We start from the raw sequence: 20,940 nt of genomic DNA, 5'->3' as shown, positions 1-20,940 counted from the left end.
GCAAAGACGATTGTCACTCGTAGGGCTAGTTTATCCCAGAAAGATTGCGCGACACGCCGGATGGTGATCGACAATTACTCTCATTTGACGTTCGCTCGCCAGGACTTGAGCCCGTTTTGCGACGGCATAGCATTTGCAGAGATGAAGATTGTCGACTTGAGGCCGTCATCATCGAGCTTTGGGCCGCTTGCAGGCGTTGCGCACGGGATGAGGAGCGCCGCGCTCACGAGCCGTTCTCTCAGGAGTGCCTGTGATACCATCTGCCAATCGGTCTGCGGGCCTGCTCGGGACGCGGCTCGCATTTTTTGTGGCCGGCTTCGGCCTCGCGGCCTGGGCGCCTTTGGTGCCGCTCGCGAAGGAGCGGCTCGGGGTGGATAACCGCGTGCTCGGTCTTCTGCTACTCTGTCTCGGAGCGGGGTCCGTCATCGCTATGCTTTTGACCAGTGTGTCGAATGCGCGCTACGGCAGCAAGCCCATCATCATCGCGGGTGGGCTTGGCATCTCGCTCATCCTGCCGTGGCTTGCAGTTGCCGGCACACCTCTCAGCCTCGGTGCCATGTTGTTTGCTTTCGGTGTTTCACTTGGTTCGATCGACGTAGCCATGAATATTCATGCGATTGAATTGGAGCGCGCCACTGGACGTCCATTGATGTCCGGCTTCCACGCCCAGTACAGCATTGGCGAATTCACCGGCTCTGCCGCGGTGACCTCGGTCCTTTCGCTGCAGCGTGGCCCGCTTATCTCGACGTTGGTCTGTTCGGCCTTAATGATGATCGCGATTATGTCAGCTTGGCCGCGGCTGCTCGCCATGGGTTTGAGACCGCAGGAGCCGTTGTTTGTCTTGCCCAATCGCAGTGTGTTGCTGGTAGCCGTACTCGCGGCTATCACCTTTCTCGTCGAAGGTGCAATGCTTGATTGGAGCGCTTTGCTTCTCGTTGGGCAAGGCCTCCTCGCAGAGGCGCACGGCGGCCTTGGTTGTATGCTCTTCTCAATTGCGATGGCCGCAGGCCGTCTCAGCGGAGATGCCATGGTAGCTCGGCTCGGCGACCGTACCACATTGATGCTCGGGACCGTGCCAATCTTGACCGGCTTCTTGGCCGTGGTGGCCGCGCCGATTGCGTTGATTGCCATGGCGGGGTTCGTGCTTATTGGATTGGGTGTTTCAAATGTTGTACCCGTACTGTGTCGACGCGCCGGCAAACAGAGAGTGATGCCCGTAGGCGTTGCGATTGCAGTCATCACCACAGCCGGGTATGCAGGTATACTGGTCGGTCCCGCCAGCATCGGGCTGGTCGCACACATGGTCGGCTTGCCGTTGGCGTTCGCGATGTTAGGCGTGCTCATGTGCATCGCGACGCTGTCGGCGCGGATGGTGATGGCAGAGTCCCTCTAAGCGTCGGCTCAGAGGGAATAGCGACGCGCGTCGAGCTAATGACCGGTCGCAAGGCGGCGTTCGTGCCGAGCGTCGATAGCTCGCAACTTGATGGCTGTGGAACAGCACGTCGATCATGCCTCTGTCCCTGCAAGTCGGCTGGCTGAGCCGCGGCTTTGACACACCGGATCACTCGGCGTTGGGCGTCCCACCGAGCGTCGTTGTTAACGAACTGGGTTGACTGCGCGGCGAAGTTGATAATGTGCGTGAGCGGTTAGCCCGGCTATGTTGGGACATTCACCGCCGAGTATTCTGGGATCGGCCCTGCGCCCGCTTGTCGGGACACGCGGCTACCCTGGCCGTCCATCTGCTGTCGGCGAGATACGCCCGATACGCCAACTGAATGCCCTCCTGCAGTGAGGTATGGGCGCGCCAGCCGAGCCTGCCCAGTCGGCTGACGTCGAGCAACTTGCGCGGCGTGCCGTCCGGGCGCGAGGTGTCGAAGCTGATCTCGCCGCGAAAGCCGATGGCGGCCGCGACCATGAGTGCGAAGTCTGCGATGGTGATGTCCTCGCCGGCGCCGATATTGACCAGTTCTGGCGAGGAATAGGTCTTCATCAGATGGACGCAGGCGTCGGCGAGATCGTCGACATAGAGGAATTCGCGGCGCGGCGTGCCGGTGCCCCACACCGCGACGTTGCCGGCGCCCGAAACCTTGGCCTCGTGGAAGCGGCGGATCAGCGCGGCGACGACGTGGCTGTATTCGGGGTGATAGTTGTCGCCGGGGCCGTAGAGATTGGTGGGCATCACGCTGATGAAATCGGCGCCGTACTGTCTGCGATAGGCCTCGGCCATCTTGATGCCGGCGATCTTGGCGATGGCATAGGGCTCGTTGGTCGGCTCCAGCGGGCCGGTCAGCATCGAATCCTCGCGCAGCGGCTGCGGCGCCAGGCGCGGATAGATGCAGGACGAGCCGAAGAACATCAGCTTCTCGCAACCATTGGCGTGCGCCGCCTGGATCACATTGGTCGAGATCGCCAGATTGTCGTAGAGGAACTCGGCCCGCAGCGTGTTGTTGGCGACGATGCCGCCGACCTTGGCGGCGGCGAGGAACACGGCCTGCGGCCGCTTCGCGGCAAACCAGGCGTTGACCGCGGCCTGGTCGCGCAGGTCGACCTCGCTGCGCGACACCGTCAGCAGATTAGCCTGTTCGCGCGCCAACCGGCGCATCAGCGCCGAGCCGACCATGCCGCGATGGCCGGCAACGAAAACCGTCTTGTCCTTCAGTTCAAACGCCGTGCTTGCCATTGGCCGCGTCCTGCCTGGCCTCGACGAGATCGCTGGCGACCATTTCCTTCACCAGCTGCGCGAACGGCGTCTTCGGCGCCCAGCCGAGCTTGGCGCGTGCCTTGCTGGCATCACCGATCAGAAGATCGACCTCGGTCGGCCGGAAATAGGTCGGGTCGATCTGCACCAGGGTGCTGCCGGACGCCTTGTCGATCCCGACCTCCTCGACGCCCTTGCCGCGCCATTCGATGCTGCGGCCGACCTCGGCAAACGCCAACTCGACGAACTCGCGGACCGAACGCGTCTCGCCGGTCGCGAGCACGAAGTCGCCGGGCTCGTCCACCTGCAGGATCCTGTGCATGCCCTCGACATAGTCGCTAGCGTGGCCCCAGTCGCGTTTGGCGTCGAGATTGCCGAGATAGAGCTTGTTCTCCAGCCCGACCTCGATGCGCGCAACGGCGCGGGTGATCTTGCGCGTGACGAAGGTCTCGCCGCGGATCGGGCTCTCATGGTTGAACAGGATGCCGTTGCTGGCGAACATGCCATAGGCCTCACGGTAGTTCACCGTGATCCAGTAGCCGTAGAGCTTGGCGACGCCATAGGGCGAGCGCGGATAGAACGGCGTGGTCTCCTTCTGCGGCACCTCCTGCACGAGCCCGTAGAGCTCCGAGGTCGAGGCCTGGTAGAACCGCGTCTCCTTCTCCATGCCGAGGATACGAATCCCCTCCAAGAGGCGCAGCACGCCGATCGCGTCCGCATTGGCGGTGTATTCCGGGCTCTCGAAGCTGACCTGGACGTGGCTCTGGGCCGCGAGGTTGTAGATCTCGGTCGGCCGGATCTGCTGCATCAGGCGGATCAGATTGGTCGAATCCGTCATGTCGCCATAGTGCATCAGGAATGGCACGTTGCCGGCATGCGGATCCTGGTAGAGATGGTCGACGCGCGCGGTGTTGAACGAGGACGAGCGGCGCTTGATCCCGTGCACGGTATAGCCGAGCCCAAGCAGGTATTCGGCGAGATACGCACCGTCCTGCCCGGTGATGCCGGTGATCAGCGCAACGCGCCGCTTCGAATCCTGAGCCGCCATGGTCTCTCTTAGCTGCGCTGGAAAGAAAGCTTCCCTTCGAATCGTCCTTTGCGAAACGGGCTTCTCGAGAAATCCGCCGGCGCACTTCACCCGCAATCAGAGGAAGCCGATCGTTAGATCTAGTCATACACATCGTGCAGAAATGCACACTATATACATTGATTTATATCGTGTTGGAGGGGGAATACCCATCGAGCTTCAAAATGAAAACCAACGAACCATCACAGATGGCGAACCCCGTTATGTGCATACGTCAATGAGAGAGGCCGAAAGTCCGTGTTCTCCATCTTTCATTGGGTGCGTGCATTCGCTCGGTGTGGCCATGGCGCAAGAGGTGACTTGCTGAAGCCGCGGTAGTCGATGTATTCGTCTGAACTCTGGCACGTAAGCCAGAGCACGGCGAAGCCTGCGCATCAACAACATTAGCCCTACAAAAATGCCCCGATCCTTCTTCTGAACGGAACCCATAGTCTGGGCGGCAGGATCATCGTCGATGATCATCGCTCTTCTTCTGACGGCCCGCTCTCGTAAGCAGCGGATGGTCGACGCGAGCACGAAATGTGAGAATGCAGCAAACGTTGGTATAGTTCTTCGAACAAGTTCGATATCGAAAGCTTACGTTCGTACAATGGAGCTTCGGTGGCAATCAATTAGTCTCATCCCGGCCAACATAGCTGGAAACCGTCAGAGGCTGATGAGCCTATTAGACCAGCGCGACAAACCCTAGAACGGTTGCGTGAATGCGAGAGCAGGACGTTGTAAGGTGACGCCACACGACTTGTACGACGTATCCTTGCGGCGGCCTCGTGCGGCAATGACGCCATCGTCGCTATCCAGCGAAAGTCAGTTTTTGTCGAAAGCGGATTTCATGACCAGATTTCCTGTCGGGGATGTCGGGCTCTTTGAACTTGGGCGGCATTAATCGATATGTGTGGAATTGTCGGCATCTTGGGGCGTGGTCCGGTCGTCGGGCAGTTGGTCGCTTCGCTCAAGCGATTGGAATATCGTGGCTACGACTCCGCAGGCCTTGCGACGCTCGAAGGGCTACGTATCGAGCTCCGGCGGGCTGAAGGTAAGCTGAGAAACCTTGAGGAGCGGCTGCGCTATTGTCCGCCCGCGGGTCATGCCGGTATCGGTCATACCCGCTGGGCGACTCATGGAAAACCGACCGAGAGCAATGCTCATCCGCATGCGACGGAAAATGTCGCGGTCGTTCATAACGGAATCATTGAGAACTTCCGCGAGTTGCGAGCCGAGCTGGAGCGGGATGGGGCCAACTTCTACTCAGAGACAGACACCGAGGTGGTGGCGCATCTCGTCGAATCTTATCTCAAGAATGGCTACTCGCCACAGGATGCAGTACAAGCGTCGCTGCCGCGGCTGCGCGGAGCCTTCGCGCTTGCATTCCTCTTCAAAGCTCACGACGACCTTTTGATCGGTGCGCGCAAGGGATCGCCCCTCGCGATCGGACATGGCAACGGCGAAGTGTATCTAGGATCGGACGCGATCGCGCTCGCGCCGTTGACCGACACCATTACCTATCTTGAAGACGGCGACTGGGCCGTGCTTACCCGCGCGATTTGCGTGATCTATAGCGCAGACGGCTCCGTCGTGCAGCGGGAGACATCAAAGCCTGGCGTATCGTCACTCCTTGTGGATAAAGAGAATTATCGCCATTTCATGGCCAAGGAAATCCACGAGCAGCCGAAAGTGGCCTGTAAAACACTGGCGCACTATCTTGATACGGCAGGCGAGCGCGTGGCCTTGCCGCTCACATTGCCGTTCGATTTTAGCTCCATTCGGCGCATCTCAATTACCGCGTGCGGAACGGCAAACTACGCCGGTCACATCGCCAAATACTGGTTCGAGCGGTTAGCTCGCTTGCCTGTCGAGATCGATGTAGCCTCCGAGTTCCGCTACAGGGAGGCGCCTTTGCGTCAGGGTGATCTCGCGATCGTCATCTCACAGTCCGGCGAAACCGCTGACACACTAGCTGCGTTGCGATACGCCAAGAGTCAGGGCCTGCACACGATATCTGTGGTCAACGTTCCTACGTCGACGATTGCGCGCGAGAGCGAATCCGTGCTGCCGACGCTGGCGGGGCCAGAAATCGGCGTCGCTTCTACGAAGGCATTCATCTGCCAGCTGATGGTATTGGCGGTGCTTGCCGTCGCAGCAGGAAAAGAGCGCGGTAAGCTGTCAGAGATCCATGAATCGAAGCTCGTGCGCGAGCTCATCGAAGTGCCGCGGTTGATTGCTGCGGCGCTGTTGATCGAGCCGCAGATCGAAAAGCTCGCGGGTGATATCGCCAACTCAAGGGACGTGCTCTATCTCGGCCGTGGCACGTCGGCCCCCCTGGCATTGGAGGGCGCACTCAAGTTGAAGGAAATTTCCTATATCCACTCAGAAGGTTATGCCGCCGGCGAGCTCAAGCACGGACCTATCGCCTTGATCGATGAGGCCGTACCGGTGGTGATGATTGCGCCTTACGACGAACTCTTCGAGAAGACCGTATCGAATATGCAAGAAGTTGCAGCTCGCGGCGGCCAGATCATCCTGATCACCGATGCGAGGGGCGCTTTGGAAGCAACGTTGGACACACTCATGACCATTGTGCTGCCGGAGATGGTCGCAAACTTTACGCCGATGGTCTATGCCATTCCGCTTCAGCTCTTGGCTTACCACGCCGCCCTCGTAAGAGGCGCGGATGTAGATCAGCCACGTAATCTCGCCAAATCGGTGACTGTCGAATGAAGCCGCAGAGCCTCCCGCCACGGCATCGGGCTGTTGGATTTGCGTTCGGTTCCGTTGGTTGTGGATGACGGAGCAGGACAAGTCCTTGATCTAGTTGCATCCGAAGTTGCTCGTAGTTTCTGCTGGTTGCGCGTTCAGGCAATGCTGTCGCCATCGCTCCGGGTCTCCGCCGATCGGCCAGACGGTGAGCTTCGATGGGGAACGATTCCTGGCATCAACGGGTCAATGATAGACCGATCAGTTGGACGAGCAGATTGATTCTTACTTGGATCGTAACCCTAACTAATGCGATGGGAGCGAGGCCTGTCTTCCCTCAGGGCCAAATCAGCCTGAAGCCGATTCAGAACGGATGCTCCGCATCCTCGCAAAGCCAACGAGCAGACCAGCGTAAAGAGCTTCGGGCTGCTTCGTCGCGGCTAGCTCATTGGCAGGGCGTAGGCGTGGCAACTTACTTTTTCCAAATGCCAGCATGCGCGCCATCTCGGCCAACTTGAGTATGCACTTCGACCGGGGGCGTGCCTAGGATTAACGGCCCAGTTTTTCCGTTGAATCCTGCGTAGCAGCGGCCCATTCGATCCGACTTGGGTTTCACACGCCCTGCGCGCCCCTCCCACCTGCCACGCGTCATCAAAGGATTGTCCGAAACCGGACATTCCCGCGCAGCATATTGAAGACCTCGAATCAGGTGCGGGCGGCTGGTCGCGACGAAAGGAGCGGTGTTCCGGCTGTATCTGCGGCCGGCGAGTGTGTGGGCCATTATCTGCCCTGGGGACAGCCGATCGGTTCACATACCAGGATCGCCCCAGCGCTGCGGCGATGGGGGATTTACTTCGACTGGCTAATCCGGTTGGTGGGCCAGCGATCGCGGCGGATGCTTATCGCAGAGCCGCGGATCGGATCGACAAGAACACTCCTCATTCTCGGCATGGGAATTGCTGGCCTGCTCCTCGAACGAGCCGCTGCCAGCACATGTCTGGTAGTGCGACGCCGCAGGAGAACCCTCTCCATTTCTATCACTGCAACACTCGCTTCGGGAATAGGACTGTGCAGCCGCAAACCTCAGTGCCGCAACTCCAGCAACGCAATCATGGTGCGTCGGCCTGTCCGGCTAGGCGTCCTTCCGTCCCACCAGAGAGGATTGAAATGAGTGAGCGGGATGTGGCCGAAATCGATCTTCACAACCTACACGTCTTGGATCCACTGATTGGGAAATGTCAGCAGTTGGTAAGGGAAGTGGCAATTCCCTACCAATGGGAGGTGCTGAACGATCGCAATCCAGAGGCGATCCCGAGCCACGCGGTGGAGAACTTCCGCATCGCCGCCGGAGATGCGAGAGGCGAGTTCCAAGGCACGGTTTTTCAGGACAGTGACGTCGCAAAATGGCTGGAGGCGGTTGCTTGGTCGCTATGCCAGGCACCCAATCCAGAGCTGGAGAAGGCTGCCGACGAGCTGATTGAATTGATTGCAACCGCCCAATGTGGCGATGGCTATCTTAACACCTATTTCACACTGAACGCGCCTCGGGAGCGCTGGAGCAACTTAGCAGAGTGCCACGAGCTTTACTGCGCCGGCCATTTGATTGAAGCGGGTGTCGCTTTCTTTCAGGCGACGGGCGAACGGCGATTGCTCGAGGTTGGTTGCAGACTTGCTGACCACGTCGACAGAGTTTTCGGCCCGGAGCGCGATCAGCTACATGGCTACGATGGCCACCCAGAAATTGAACTTGCGTTAGTGCGTCTCTACGAAGTGACGCATGAGCAGCGATATCTCGCGCTAGCCAATTTTTTCGTGGAGCAACGCGGCTCGGAGCCCCATTTTTACGACATTGAGTACGAGAAGCGCCGGCGATCCTGTGCGACCAAATCAGGCCGCCCGCCATGGATGTTAAGAAACAAAGCATATAGCCAAGCGCATTTGCCACTTTCGCAGCAGCGGACTGCCACCGGCCATGCGGTTCGCTTTGTATACCTCATGACCGGGGTAGCTCATCTTGCCCGGCTGCGTCAGAACGATCAGCAACGTCAGATTTGCCTACGGCTGTGGCAAAGCATGGTGCAGCGCCAGATCTATCTTACCGGAGCCATCGGCTCGCAAAGCGCGGGCGAAGCGTTTAGCTGCGATTACGATCTGCCGAATGATACGATGTATGCGGAAAGTTGCGCGTCCATTGGCCTAATGATGTTCGCGCGTCGTATGCTGGAGATGGAGCTGGATGGTCACTATGCCGACGTGATGGAGCGCGCGCTCTACAATACCGTTCTCGGCAGTATCGCATTCGACGGTCGTCATTATTTCTATGTTAATCCGCTCGAAATGCATCCCAAAACGCTGAGGTCCAATGGCATTTATAATCATGTCTCGCCGGTGCGAAGGCACTGGTTTGGCTGTGCGTGCTGTCCACCGAACATCGCACGGCTTTTCGCATCGATTGGTCATTATATCTATACACCCCGCGCCGATGCGCTCTATGTAAATCTCTACGTAGGCAATAGGGTGGAAATACCGGTCGGCGGGACTAAGCTGCGACTGCTCATGAGCGGCAACTATCCCTGGAAAGACGAAGTGGAGATCGCCGTCGAATCCGCGCTGCCAATTTCCCACACACTCGCTCTGCGCCTACCACAATGGTGCAGCGCGCCGGAGGCGAGTCTGAATGGAGAGCGTATCAATTGCGAGCCCCGAAGTGGCTATTTGCACATTCACCGGACATGGAGGCAGGGAGATCGCGTCAAACTATTGCTGCCGATGCAAGTACGTCGCGTCTACGGCCATCCGCAAGTTCGTAATTTGGCTGGCAAGGTGGCCATAGAGCGTGGCCCGCTAGTTTATTGCCTTGAGGAAGTCGACAACGGGACCGAGTTACACAACGTTTGGCTTCATGCAGACAGCCGTTTTTCCCTTGTCGACGGAACTGATCTCTTCAACGGCAAGATTTTGCTGCAGGCGGACGGAGCGCGACTTCAACACACGCAATCCGAAGAAGCGCCACTTTATCATTACGACAGGGTGCCTGGACAGCTAGAACCAACGCGGTTGACATTCATTCCGTGGTTCAGCTGGGCGAACCGCGGTGAAGGCGAAATGCGGATTTGGATAAATGAGCGCTGACGCTGACAAGGGGCCTGCTGCGATGAATCTTAGTTAGATAGGCAATATCGCCGGTCAAAGCCTGGACGTCGTCAATCCATTTAAGTCGGCCCGTCCACGAGCTCCACTGAACTATCAAGCGAAGAACAGGATATGAGCCGGTTCAGCGAGCCGTTGGAACGCGAACGAGTCGCTTGGAGTAAGCAGGCCAACATCGAGCGATCCAATTGTTGGTGAAGAGGCACCCTCGGACTTGCTCTTGGCCTCATCAAGCCGACCAAATGCCGATGGCTTGAGCGTGCCGCCGTGCGTGTTTTGAAGCAAGCACGGCGACAAGCCAAAATGAAGTACGATTAGAGGATCCACGTCAGGTTTTCGTAAGCCAGGCTGCTGCCTATCAGCTCCACACGGCCTAACAGGCCTTGACCAAGTGCAGAAATCTAGTCGTCTGTTAAAAAATCGATTTAGACGGCAAACGATCGCTGGCGGTCGCGATGAGGGTGGTCAGGATCAGGCACCAAAGAGCCCTCAGCCAGGCGAGGATGCGGCGAAAGTTGTGGCCGACGGCCGAGAGGATGACGTTGGCGGCATCGCCGGCGCGGCCTTTGAGGTAGCAGCGGCCGAGGTGACCATCGGTCTTCAGGTGTCCGATGATGGGTTCGATGGCGGAGCGGCGGCGCAGCTCGCGCTTGATGACCCCGAAGACGCCGCGCTTCTGGCCGGAGATGAAGACCCGGCGGGGATTTTGTGCGTCATGGCCGCGGTACCCCTTGTCGACATAGGCCCGCTCGATCGCACAGCCGGTGAGTGTCTCGGTGCGGTCGATTACGTCCCGCAAGGTATGACCGTCGTACGGGTTATCGGGTAGCGCACTGGCATGCAGCACGAACAGGCCGCCGGGAGCCCGGCGGTTGCTGGTGACGATGGAGGCTTTGACACCGAACTCGTAAGGCGCGGCTGCTTGCCCTTGCCGATGCACTCGACCTCCGGAGCATGGAAGGAATACAGCTTCCAGCCGCGCTGGCGCTGCTGCTGCGAGCGGATCTGGGAGGCCTGGCTGAGCGAGAGGGCGAAGGCGTTCTCGAGTACGGCCAGGCCTTCGATCTTGCGGCGGATATCGCGGATGATTCGGCCCAACCGGCTGCGCAACTGCCGCTGATGCCGCTTGAATTGCTTGGCGTGGGCGTAGCGTCCCGCCATCATCGCCGCGGTCTTGGCAATGCGAAGATAGGACTGCCGCAGCTTGACCCCGTGCTTCCTCGCCAGGCGGTTGAGCCCCTTGATCGCCGCGTGCAGTAGCTTGGCATCGGTCGGGAAGGTGATGGCCTTCGGCTGCACGGTGGTATCGACCGTGACCCGTTTGAGATCCTGGCTGCGTAACGTGCCGGTCTGGTGCGCCACCCGCAGGCTCTCGGCCAACAGCAGCTCCAGCTTGTCGCCGAGCCGCTTGCGCCAGTGGCTCAGGTCCGAGCGCTCGTGCGGGAACGCATGCGAAAGAACTCTTCGCCGGTGAAGTACTGGAAATATGGGTCGTGGACCAGCGCTCGCACACCCCCTCATCGGACAGGCCGTAAATGTGCTTGAGCAGCAGCAGCCCGATCATGAAGCAGGTCGCAATCCCCGGTCGACCGTTCTCGCTGTAGAGCGGCGCGATCTCGCCGTCGATCCAGTCCCAATCAACGCTGCCGGCGAGCTGAACCAGCTCGTGCTTCATGTTGATGATCTGGCCCAGCCTGGCCCGGAACAGATCGCCCGATCCCGTTGCCTTGGGCTTCTTCGGTCGCATCGCCACCTCCGATGCGAGCACGGAATCATGACTGGCGATACGACGGAATCCTGAAAATGAAATTGCAGGGTTCCGATGCCCGAAACATCAAAACTCTGCAATCCCAAAACAGGCCACAACGAATAATGCGATCTCACCTCAGTCGCTTAGCCGCTCTTCACGGTCGACGCGTTAACTGGCCGGAAGCGGACACGATGACGCTCGCGCCTGCCATAGGCAATCCGCTCGTGCCGCCCGGCGGCGTCGAAAACCCCGGCTGCAAGCCGGGGTTTTCTGCTGCGCTATTCATAACCAGCCAACTCTCGTAACCGCCGCGGTGCGGTAAGCTACACCTCACGCATTGAGCCGAATTGGATTCGGCTTCGTTCAGTCCTGGGCTCGATCGTAAGCCGCAAATGTTGGTTGGTCTGCGCTCCTGCACCTCCTTTCATGGAGGTGCAGATCTCACGTCACATAAAGTCTCCGTCCGAGTCGGACTCTGAAGAAGACTCAGTATCGCTCGCCACTTTGGAGAGATACCTCGAAGAACTGGTTGCACGCTGCCATCCACCATCCACGTATCGCCATTGGCTGGACTGGGTGGGATCGAGCACCATATCATTTTGATCCACTTCAACGAAGCCCATTTGTTCTGCACGAGTTCTCGCTTCGTCATTAGCAGGACGCCAGTTCACCAGCGGCCGTTCGCCGTCTTGCCGTAGCTGGTGCTCGAGCAGAATATCGCCAGCGTTGCCGACGAGCGGATGAGCAACCTGAAAATCCACGATCGAGGTGACGTCAGTGCGTCCGGGGAACTGTTCTCGCCACTGTTGGCTGTAGAACTCACTCTCCATAGGAAATCCCGCTTCCGTTCTTTGGAGACCGACGCTCCTGTTTCCTAGTTGGTAGCTGTAATATCGGGCGGCGTCAGAATCCCTTCGGATCCCGAAATTGCTAGCGACGTCCGCCGTGCGCCTGGCTCTTTCGGATACATATTCCGAGTACTCCTGCGGATTGTTGGCGATATGATTGATTTCTTCGCCATGAAAGTTCCTCACCTCTTGCCGGAATCTGGCTTGGTCGATTTCAATGACAGGAGCTCTTGAGCTGAGATAATAATTCGGCTGCGACGATGAGCTGGCACCGGAATCGTGCAATCGCATTCTAGCGAACACGTCGGAAAAGTCGTCGGCATTCCCGTGACTGCGTGAGTGATGATGCTCATCATCGGATGGAATATCCGACCAGTTGTTAATTCGATTGTACATGACGACCATACTCCTATCGATGTTGCATTTTGTTCAGGTCCCTCGACCTGCCCTGCTTGATACCGAGCTTAGCTGTCCGCAAGCTGACACCGCGTCTTGAAGGAAAACGCGGCCGGAAAGTCGCGAGTCGAGGTCTGCAGGGCCATAGAGTTTCCGATTTTTATGATCGAGCTGGATTTGCTTCGGCGCAAATGTCGCGCCGCGCCGAACGATCAGTTTTACGAGGTCGGCACGTTCGATTGATCCGCCGTTTATGCCGATAAACGGTTGGATCCGTCCGGATTCATAGTCTGAATGCGGTTGGTGCCCACCTCTAGAAAGAACAATCGGCCAATTGCGACTTTGTGATCGAGTGTGGATTTCGACCTTGTCGCGTCAACATCAATCATGCTCCTCGCCTCACCGCAGATTGGTACGGTGCACGAGTGGAGGACGGCCTGCGAGCGAATGAGGACTACGGATTCGATCTCATTCGTTTCACTGGTGACGAAGTGCTTTCGATGATGATCAGCTCTTTGAGGTACTCAGGATTTCGCATCGGTCATGTCTGACGGCGGTATGCGACATCGACTGCCGCTGGGCCGCCTGATTTCGCAGAGTCCGCTTCAATAAGATCGTACCGAGCTCGCGACCGGATCTCGACATTCGGGGCTGAAATGACTCGCTGCCGGCTGATCGTTTCAAGTGCATCCTCCGTTGCGGTTTTCCTTCAGTGCGGCATCGAGGTGCTCGATCAGTGTATGTCCGGCGAAGGGCTTGGCCAAGAAACCAATCGCTCCTGCGCTCAGAGCTGAGGCGCGCACGCGGTCGTTCGGGAAGGCAGTAATGAAAATGAACGGCACCCCGTAACCGCGAGTCCGCATTTCCGCCAGCAGGTCCAAGCCGCTCATAACCGGCATCTGCACGTCCGTAATTACGCAGGAGGTCTCCTCCAACCGCGGCGATCTCAAAAAATCCTCCGCCGATGTAAATGTTTGAACGATGTAGCCGCGCGATTTCAATAGGTTCTCCGTCGCCGCACGGACAGATGCGTCGTCGTCAACGACAGAAATCAAAGGCGTGGACAAGACGATCCCTCCTGGCGCGGGACTAACGGCTGCCGAGGCATTAGCCACCCTGGGTGAAAAGTGGGCTCGAGGGACGAAATTGTAAAATCATACTTAGGTTTGTTCAGGACGATTGGCGCCGATCCCCAGAGTCTCAGCCATTCTGATCAGATCGGCCAGCGAGCGGGCACGCATCTTTCTCATTACGTGTCCCCGGTAGATCTTGACCGTAATCTCGGCGAGCCCAAGCTCAGCGGCTACCTGCTTGTTCATCAGGCCGGAAGCGACCAGCTTCATCACTGCCTGTTCGCGCGGGCTTAGGGTCTCAAATAGGGACTGCAGGTTTGCGACGGTTTGCCGGGCCTCCCGTCTTTTGCGGTCGCGCTCGGTCGCGGCGATCACCGCGTCAAGCAATTCCTGATCGCGAAACGGTTTGGTAAGAAAATCGACCGCGCCTCCTTTCATCGCCCTGACGCTCATGGGAATGTCGCCATGGCCGGTAATGAAAATGATCGGAATATGTATGTTCAACTTCGCCAGCTCGGTTTGGAACTCCAGGCCGCTCAAGCCTGGGAGCCGGACATCAAGAACCAGACAGCTAACAACATCCGGAAGTGCGCTCTGCAGCATTTCGCGGGCCGATCCAAATGCAACTACTTCCAAACCTACCGATTGAAAAAGGTTGGTGAGCGACCGACGCATAGAAATGTCGTCCTCGACGACGAAGACGATCGCCTTTGTCGAAGCCTCGAGATTGCTGCTTGGCGAGTCAAAGCGTCGCGTCATGAGACGATCTCCTCATGCAACGGCAGGGCAAACTGGAATGTCACGCCCGGCTCCTGCTTGCGCGCCACTGACAGCCGTCCTCCGTGAGCCTCGACGATCGACCGGCAGATCGAAAGACCCATTCCAAGGCCGCTGGATTTCGTGGTGAAGAAAGGCTCTAGCACGCGGTCCGCATCATTCTCGGCGATCCCGACGCCCCAATCTGTCACGGCCACCTGCACATGCCCCATATCGTCCATAGACGACTGAATCAGCAACTCACGCTTTCGGTCCCTAACTGCGTCCATGGCTTCGATCCCGTTCATCACCAGATTGATGATCACTTGCTGCAGCTGAATCCGGTCACCCAGAATCGTAGGCAGCGCTGCCATCAGCTCGGTTCTTAACACCACCTGGTGGCTCACCAGCTCTCGGGTCACCAGCGCAATGACGTCTCTAACGACCTCATTGATATCGAGCGGCACCATCTCGATCTCGCCCTTCTTCGCAAGAGCGCGCACGCGACGGATCACTTCGCTTGCCCGTATTGCGTCTTCGATGATCCACTCAACCGAAGAGCGCGCCGCCGATAGATCAGGAGTTTCGCGGCCCATCCAGCCCAGGCACGCGTCGGCGTTGCTGATGATTGCGGCGAGTGGCTGGTTGATTTCATGGGCAATGGAGGTTGTCAGCTCTCCTAACGTCGTTACACGTGTCACATGCGCAAGTTCCGCATGTGCCTTTCGCAACTGTTGTTCGGCTTGATCTGCGCGAATAATAGCGGTGATGTCGGTGCTGACGCCACGGTAACCAAGGAACTTGCCGTTCGTATCAAAAAAGGGCTTGCCGCTCGTCCGAACGTAGATCGGAGATCCGGTCCGGTTGACAGTACGGTAGACCAGATCCCGGAACGGCAGATGCGCCTCCAGTGTGGCCCGGTGCTGCTGCCACTTCTCAGGTTCCTCTTCGACATCGCACGCAATGTCCCAGCGGAGCAGGCCCATCAATCCTGTCGCTAAGATTCCCGCAGCGCTGGTGTGCTCGGACAAGCGCGTAACCTGGTGATCCGGCCCGGTCTCCCAGAGCCAATCGGAAGCCGTCTCGGCGTAATCGCGAAAGCGCTGCTCGCTTTCGCGCAGCGCAGCCAGTGTGTTTTCCAGGCGCTCTCTGGCGGCGTATTGCTCGGTCACATCCATATGCGTTCCGATCAGTTCGCTCACGCAACCATCGTTGCCGAGCACGATATGCGCAACGGAGTGTATGCGCCTTATCCCGCCGTCTTTTAGAAGGATTCGAAAATCATACTCGAAGCGATCTTCCTTGAGCTCGATAGCCTGGCGCTGCACCTCCTGGAGCCCGGGCAGATCGTCTGGATGGATGCGCGAGCGAATGGTCTCTATCGATACAGTCTCTTGCGGATCAAACTCAAACAGACGATCGACCTCGGCGGAGCGATACACAAAATCGAGCCCATGAACGTCCCAGGACCAACTGCCCGTGTGACTGAGATGCTGGGCTTCGGCGAGATAGGCCTCACTGCGGCGCAGCTTCTGCTCTGCTTGCCGCTCCGCGGTAACATCCGTCGCTGCTCCGACAAACTCAATATCACCGCTGGCGGTTCTCGTGGCTCGTGCCCGCGCATGGATGTGCTTCACCAAGCCGTCCGGCAGCAGCAGCCGGTATTCGTGTTCGAAATCCTTCGGATCTCGCATCGCCCGATCAATGACCTCTTGAACCGAAGCCCTATCATCTGGATGGGTGCGCTCGACGACGAGGTGCGGCGACGGAACGGTCTGCGGGTCCAACTCAAATATTCGAAACGTCTCCTTTGACCAGAAGACCTCGCCGGTGACGACGTTCCAGCCGAAGCTGCCCGTATTGCTCAGCTCCTGCGCCTGGGCCAAATGTGCTTCGCTCCGCTGCAGGGCAAACTCGGTCCGCTTCCGTTCCGTGATATCTTCGCAGGATATCAGAACAATGGGCCGGTCATCAGCCCAGAGCATGGCTTTGGCATTTTCACGTACCCACAGTACGGAGCCATCGTTCCTCACTTTCCGGGCCTCCCAGGTCCGCGACTGACCGATATCTTCAAGGCAGGCGCGAATGCATTCGCGAGCTAACTCGCGATCCTCCTCCAGAAAGACTCCCAGGATGGAATGGCCGATCAGTTCGGAACGCGCATAGCCGAGCTGTGCCGCGCCGAACGTATTGGTATTGAGGACGGTACCGGCTTCGTCGACCATGACGTACATGGCCGGATTGTGTTCAAAGATTGCTTGCCAGCGTTTCTCGCGGTCCTCCAAATCGGCCGCGCTGATCCGGAGCTTGGCTGCGGCCTCACGCGCGGCTTGGCTTTCTTGGCGGACTTTTCCGATCAGGTGCGTTCCGATGATCGAGACAATGAAGAACGCAACGACCACCGGAAGATCTTGTGGATCATCGATCCGCAGACTGAACGCTGGCGGCGCAAAGTAGTAAGCCAGAGCTACGATGGCCACGACACAAAGCGCGGATGACGCGATGAGGCTGCCCATCAACGAAAACAGCAATACGACTAACAAATAGGCGAACGCCGTCGCAGCGAACTGCGCGTGAAGGTACAAGCAAGCCAGCGTTACTACGGCCAACGTTATGCTGCCGAAGGTAAACTGAGGGGCTGAAACTTTCAAACTGCTGATCTGGCTAAGCATTTTTATATCGTCCGGCCTTTTCTCCGGCGGGAGAGCTATAACATTTTAGGCGAAAATGAGGCAATCCTTTCCGTGCCGACAGACGCTCGTGCGCGGTTCCGAGATTGATTGCCTAGTGTTGAACTCAGCACGCGCCGAACGAAGACGCATTACAAACGTACGTATAGTTGTCCTAAACCTTTCAATATTGCGCGCTGACCTCTGTACAATCGAGGCTGGGTTGTCTGCTTCCTCCGCCGCCGGTGACCTCGGGGCAGGCATTCGAGGCTGCGGCCGAGGACCGCCGCCGCGACCCAGTGGCACCCACGACGAGGACAAGGACTCCAGTTCAGCCAGGACGTCGCGGCCGAAAAAGCAGGCCCCCTCGTCGAACCCGGAAAGGGCAGGTGCAAGCTGCGGGACCACGCATCTCGCGATCGATCATGCGGAAGGGAGCGCAATGTAATGTGCCGAGATAGCAAGGCGAAGTTATGCAACTGCTATCTATGCCTCGCGGCCATGTCCGCCCAGGCTCGGTGCCGACGAGCCGTCAGCCGAAATTCAGGGCGGGTATATGAGGGCCGAGCCAACACTTGCTTCTGCGAGCCGGCTCGTCCCAGTCAAGGTGCCAATCTAGTCCACGCATCGCGATCTGATACGCACCGTAGTACTGAGTTGCACGGAAGACACTACCGCCTCGTCGGCCGGGCGAGGCAAGTGTGTTGACCACGCACATGGGCATTTGTGGGCAAGCCAACACCTTGGTCCGTCACGCTGGATACGTTCTTTCGCAGTCTTACTGTCTGGCTCGGCAATGTTGCACAGGCGCTCGGCTGGCCAGAAGCCTGACCTCGAAAGACCACGTTTGAAAATGACTTTCTAAAACTGCAGCTCCTTATCGCGTGCGGTAACCCCTCACAGGCGACTGCCGGGGGCGCGACGCGGAGCAAGAGCTGCGTTCTGGGGATGCCGTGGCCTACCTCCCCGTGTCGACAGTGGTGGGCCGGTCGAGCCGAGCGTGCAACGTCGCGTGCTCTAGCTCGCCTTCCCACCATGATACGAACACGGCTGCAATGCCATTGCCAGTGATGTTGGTAAGGGCGCGTACCTCGCTCATGAACTTGTCTATCGAGAACACGATTGCCATACCCGGTACCAGCGCCGGGTTGACGACCGACAATGTTGCGGCGAGCGTGATGAAGCCTGCGCCGGTGACGCCGCTCGCCCCCTTGGAGGTCAGCATTGCCACGAGCAAGATCGTGAGCTGTTGGCCAAAGGTGAGATCGACGCCGAGCGCTTGGGCAATGAACAATGTGGCAAGCGTCATATAAATGTTGGTGCCATCGAGGTTGAAGGAGTACCCAGTTGGGACAACCAGGCCGACCACGGGCTTGGAGCAGCCCAGCCGCTCAAGCTTCTCCATCAATTGCGGCAGCGCGCTTTCCGAGGACGAAGTGCCGAGCACGATCAAAAGCTCGTCCTTGATATAGACAATGAACTTGAAAATCGAAAAGCCGACGATGCGTGCGATAACGCCGAGCACCACCACAACAAAAAGCGCAGCCGTCACGTAAAATAGCGCGATCAGACCGATCAGATTGCCGAGCGCTGCCGGCCCGAACTTGCCAATCGTGAAGGCCATGGCGCCGAAGGCCCCGATCGGGGCCGCTTTCATGATGATGCCGATTACGCCGAACACCGCGTGCGCGACGTCGTCAATCATGCCGCGCAGCCGCTCCCCGCGTTCTCCTAGCGCCATCAGAGAAAAACCGAACAGGATCGCGAACAGGAGTACCTGCAAAACATCGCCGCGAGCGAACGCGCCGACCACGGTATCGGGAATGATGTTGAGGATGAAATCGACGCTCTTAGACGCTTCCGCTTGCTTGACGTAATTGGCGACCGCTGCCGCGTCCGGCTTGAGTGCAAGGCCACGACCGATTTGGATCAGATTACCCATAATAAGGCCCAATAGCAGCGCAAAGCTGGAGACGATCTCGAAATAGACCAATGCCTTGACGCCCACGCGACCGACTTTCTTTGCATCCTGAATGTGCGCGATGCCGGATGCGACGGTGCAGAAGATGATCGGTGCGATCACCATCTTGATGAGTTTGATGAATCCGTCACCGAGCGCCTTGACCCAATCGTTGGTCGCGACAGATGGCCACAGCCAACCGACCAAAGCACCAACCACGATGGCGATCAACACCTGGACGTAGAGGATCTTATACCAAGTCTGCGACGCGCGCGCGGGTGCCGCGGTTGCCATGGTGGTCATGACGCTTCCTTCCCGAATATACTCGAATGCAAGCCGCCGCGTCGTTGAGAGGCGACAGCATCATGCGAGGCTCGTTGTTTTAGCCGTGTCCGATTGAAGACGATCCGAGAGGCGGCGCGTCATCCCAAAGGCAGGCGTTCAGTTACGTTATCTTTTTTCGCTAAGCAAGATATGCACCAGATGTCCGATCTGCAGCGAATCAAGTGTCCGCGGATAAACTGTCTCTCGCCGTTGGCTCGGTCCAGGTGCTCGGACCACGGTTGCAAGCTCGAACATGACGTTGCAGCATAATGCGTATCTGTGGTCGGCTGGGCGTAGCGCGGGCTCGTCTCGAGAGCGCGCGCTTAGAAGCTTGGCGTGATCGGTATGCGCCGACTGATGAGATTGATGCAACACTGCGTGAGATTAGTAAAATCGATAGTTTCGATCGTAGGCATTCATACGATGGAAGCCTGGCACATCGAAGATCTGAAACCCGATTGCCTCAAAATTCTATGATGGAGCCGCTACATTTTCGGTAGCGGCAAAGCATGTCCGTTCGCGGGGCATTTGTCTCCAGGTGATTGACCGCACAGTTCAGTAGAAGGCGGACATCTGGCTGTGCGCTCAGGAGCCCGCAGAAGTCGTCCAAGAAGAAGGAATCTTATGGCCCTTGAAGTCCTGCCGTCTGTTGCCGAGTTCAGCGGCAACGTCGCCCCTCAAAACGGGGCTACCGTCGTCGCTGCTCGACGCGCGGTTGGCCAGAATGGGAACACCGCACATGCTCTATAGCTCCCGCATGTGGGCGCGCACTACAGAGCCGAATCGTGGTTTGAGAATCTCCGAGCACGGCGCATGCGGCGCGGAGCAAGATGAAGGGGCGCGCTGATTCCGTCGTTTTTATCGGATTGTCCAAGCATGCGCGATGCTTGAGCAACGCGCCTTCACGCCATCCATGCGCATCGGGGAGGGGTTGCCACTATCGTAAATCGCGCAGAGGCGCGCTTCGGCAATTTGGTGCGCGGCGAGTGTGGCGTTTGCGCCATCGACATCGTCAAGACCGACGGTGATCTTGACCACCGTGACGTCTTCTACGGCGAGCCGCAGAAACGCGCGAACGAAAAGATCTCGCGCCCGGGGCACTATCACGGTCGACATACGGCACCGCCCGGACGCTCTGTAGGTTCGCTGCAAACCGTTCTCGGCGGCAGGTCCCGGCCCCAGCACAACTAGCTGCATGTCGCAAGGTTGTGCGCCCGCTGACTATGGTGCGCACATGATTGCTGGATGAAGGCGTCTCTGCTTGATGGTCTTTTCCGGCACTGCCAAGCAAAGGCATTAATTCCGATATCCTTGCTACCAGCCGCGTCCATTATCGTAAAGTGGGAATGCGGCGGGTTGTGCTCGCGCTCAGCTGCGCCCGCGTTCGAGCGAACTCTAAGCGGCCGGGGCAATTGTCGAAACAGAAACCACTTAAGGATCGCGTCGAGTGATCATCAAGCGCCGTAAGATCCAATAACAACCCTGAGGGCGTCAAACTCTGCCAATCATTGTGCCGTCGCTGTCTGCTCGGGAACAAA

Annotated in this window: 11 protein-coding genes and 1 pseudogene; 3 read left to right on the top strand and 9 right to left on the bottom strand. The window is 58.2% G+C overall.

Annotated features, from left to right (window positions below):
• Positions 1-253 precede the first annotated feature (253 nt).
• Entirely contained in the window at positions 254-1,393 is a 1,140-nt protein-coding gene (locus ACZBJS_RS03845) for an MFS transporter (RefSeq protein WP_463438457.1), read from the top strand.
• A 276-nt stretch (positions 1,394-1,669) separates the two neighbouring features.
• Here the strand turns inward: ACZBJS_RS03845 and fcl are convergent, their stop codons facing one another.
• Positions 1,670-2,680: a GDP-L-fucose synthase gene (gene fcl, locus ACZBJS_RS03840; protein ID WP_463438411.1), complete on the bottom strand. Its 1,011-nt coding sequence runs from the start codon at positions 2,678-2,680 to the stop codon at positions 1,670-1,672.
• Complete coding sequence (gene gmd / locus ACZBJS_RS03835) at positions 2,661-3,746, bottom strand: GDP-mannose 4,6-dehydratase (protein WP_463438410.1); 1,086 nt, start codon at positions 3,744-3,746, stop codon at positions 2,661-2,663. Before gmd ends, fcl begins: the two co-directional genes overlap by 20 nt.
• Positions 3,747-4,673: 927 nt before the next feature.
• Here gmd and glmS point away from each other — a divergent pair.
• Complete coding sequence (glmS, locus tag ACZBJS_RS03830) at positions 4,674-6,500, top strand: glutamine--fructose-6-phosphate transaminase (isomerizing) (RefSeq protein ID WP_463438409.1); 1,827 nt, start codon at positions 4,674-4,676, stop codon at positions 6,498-6,500.
• Between the two features lie 1,143 nt (positions 6,501-7,643).
• Positions 7,644-9,608 carry a glycoside hydrolase family 127 protein gene (locus tag ACZBJS_RS03825; protein ID WP_463438408.1) on the top strand — a complete coding sequence of 655 codons (1,965 nt, stop codon included), beginning with the start codon at positions 7,644-7,646 and terminating at the stop codon, positions 9,606-9,608.
• Positions 9,609-10,038: 430 nt separating this feature from the next.
• Here the strand turns inward: ACZBJS_RS03825 and ACZBJS_RS03820 are convergent.
• From ACZBJS_RS03820 to ACZBJS_RS03790, 7 genes and pseudogenes are all read right to left on the bottom strand, one after another.
• Positions 10,039-11,373, bottom strand: a pseudogene (locus ACZBJS_RS03820) (IS5 family transposase).
• Positions 11,374-11,822: 449 nt separating this feature from the next.
• Complete coding sequence (locus ACZBJS_RS03815; protein ID WP_463438407.1) at positions 11,823-12,620, bottom strand: effector protein NopP; 798 nt, start codon at positions 12,618-12,620, stop codon at positions 11,823-11,825.
• Between the two features lie 680 nt (positions 12,621-13,300).
• Entirely contained in the window at positions 13,301-13,687 is a 387-nt protein-coding gene (locus ACZBJS_RS03810) for a response regulator transcription factor (RefSeq protein ID WP_463438406.1), read from the bottom strand.
• Between the two features lie 93 nt (positions 13,688-13,780).
• Positions 13,781-14,452: a response regulator transcription factor gene (locus ACZBJS_RS03805; RefSeq protein ID WP_463438405.1), complete on the bottom strand. Its 672-nt coding sequence runs from the start codon at positions 14,450-14,452 to the stop codon at positions 13,781-13,783.
• Positions 14,449-17,121 (bottom strand): PAS domain S-box protein, encoded by a 2,673-nt coding sequence (locus ACZBJS_RS03800; RefSeq protein ID WP_463438404.1) that lies wholly within the window; start codon positions 17,119-17,121, stop codon positions 14,449-14,451. The genes ACZBJS_RS03805 and ACZBJS_RS03800 overlap by 4 nt, the downstream gene beginning before the upstream one ends.
• Before the next feature lie 955 nt (positions 17,122-18,076).
• Positions 18,077-19,381 (bottom strand): C4-dicarboxylate transporter DctA, encoded by a 1,305-nt coding sequence (dctA, locus tag ACZBJS_RS03795; RefSeq protein WP_461345120.1) that lies wholly within the window; start codon positions 19,379-19,381, stop codon positions 18,077-18,079.
• Positions 19,382-20,260: 879 nt separating this feature from the next.
• Entirely contained in the window at positions 20,261-20,518 is a 258-nt protein-coding gene (locus ACZBJS_RS03790; RefSeq protein ID WP_463438403.1) for a hypothetical protein, read from the bottom strand.
• Positions 20,519-20,940: the final 422 nt, after the last annotated feature.

The sequence above is a fragment of the Bradyrhizobium sp. KZN70725 genome (assembly GCF_055264925.1).
The sequence above is the reverse complement of the archived record's forward strand: the minus strand, read 5'-3'. Positions and strand labels throughout refer to the sequence as shown.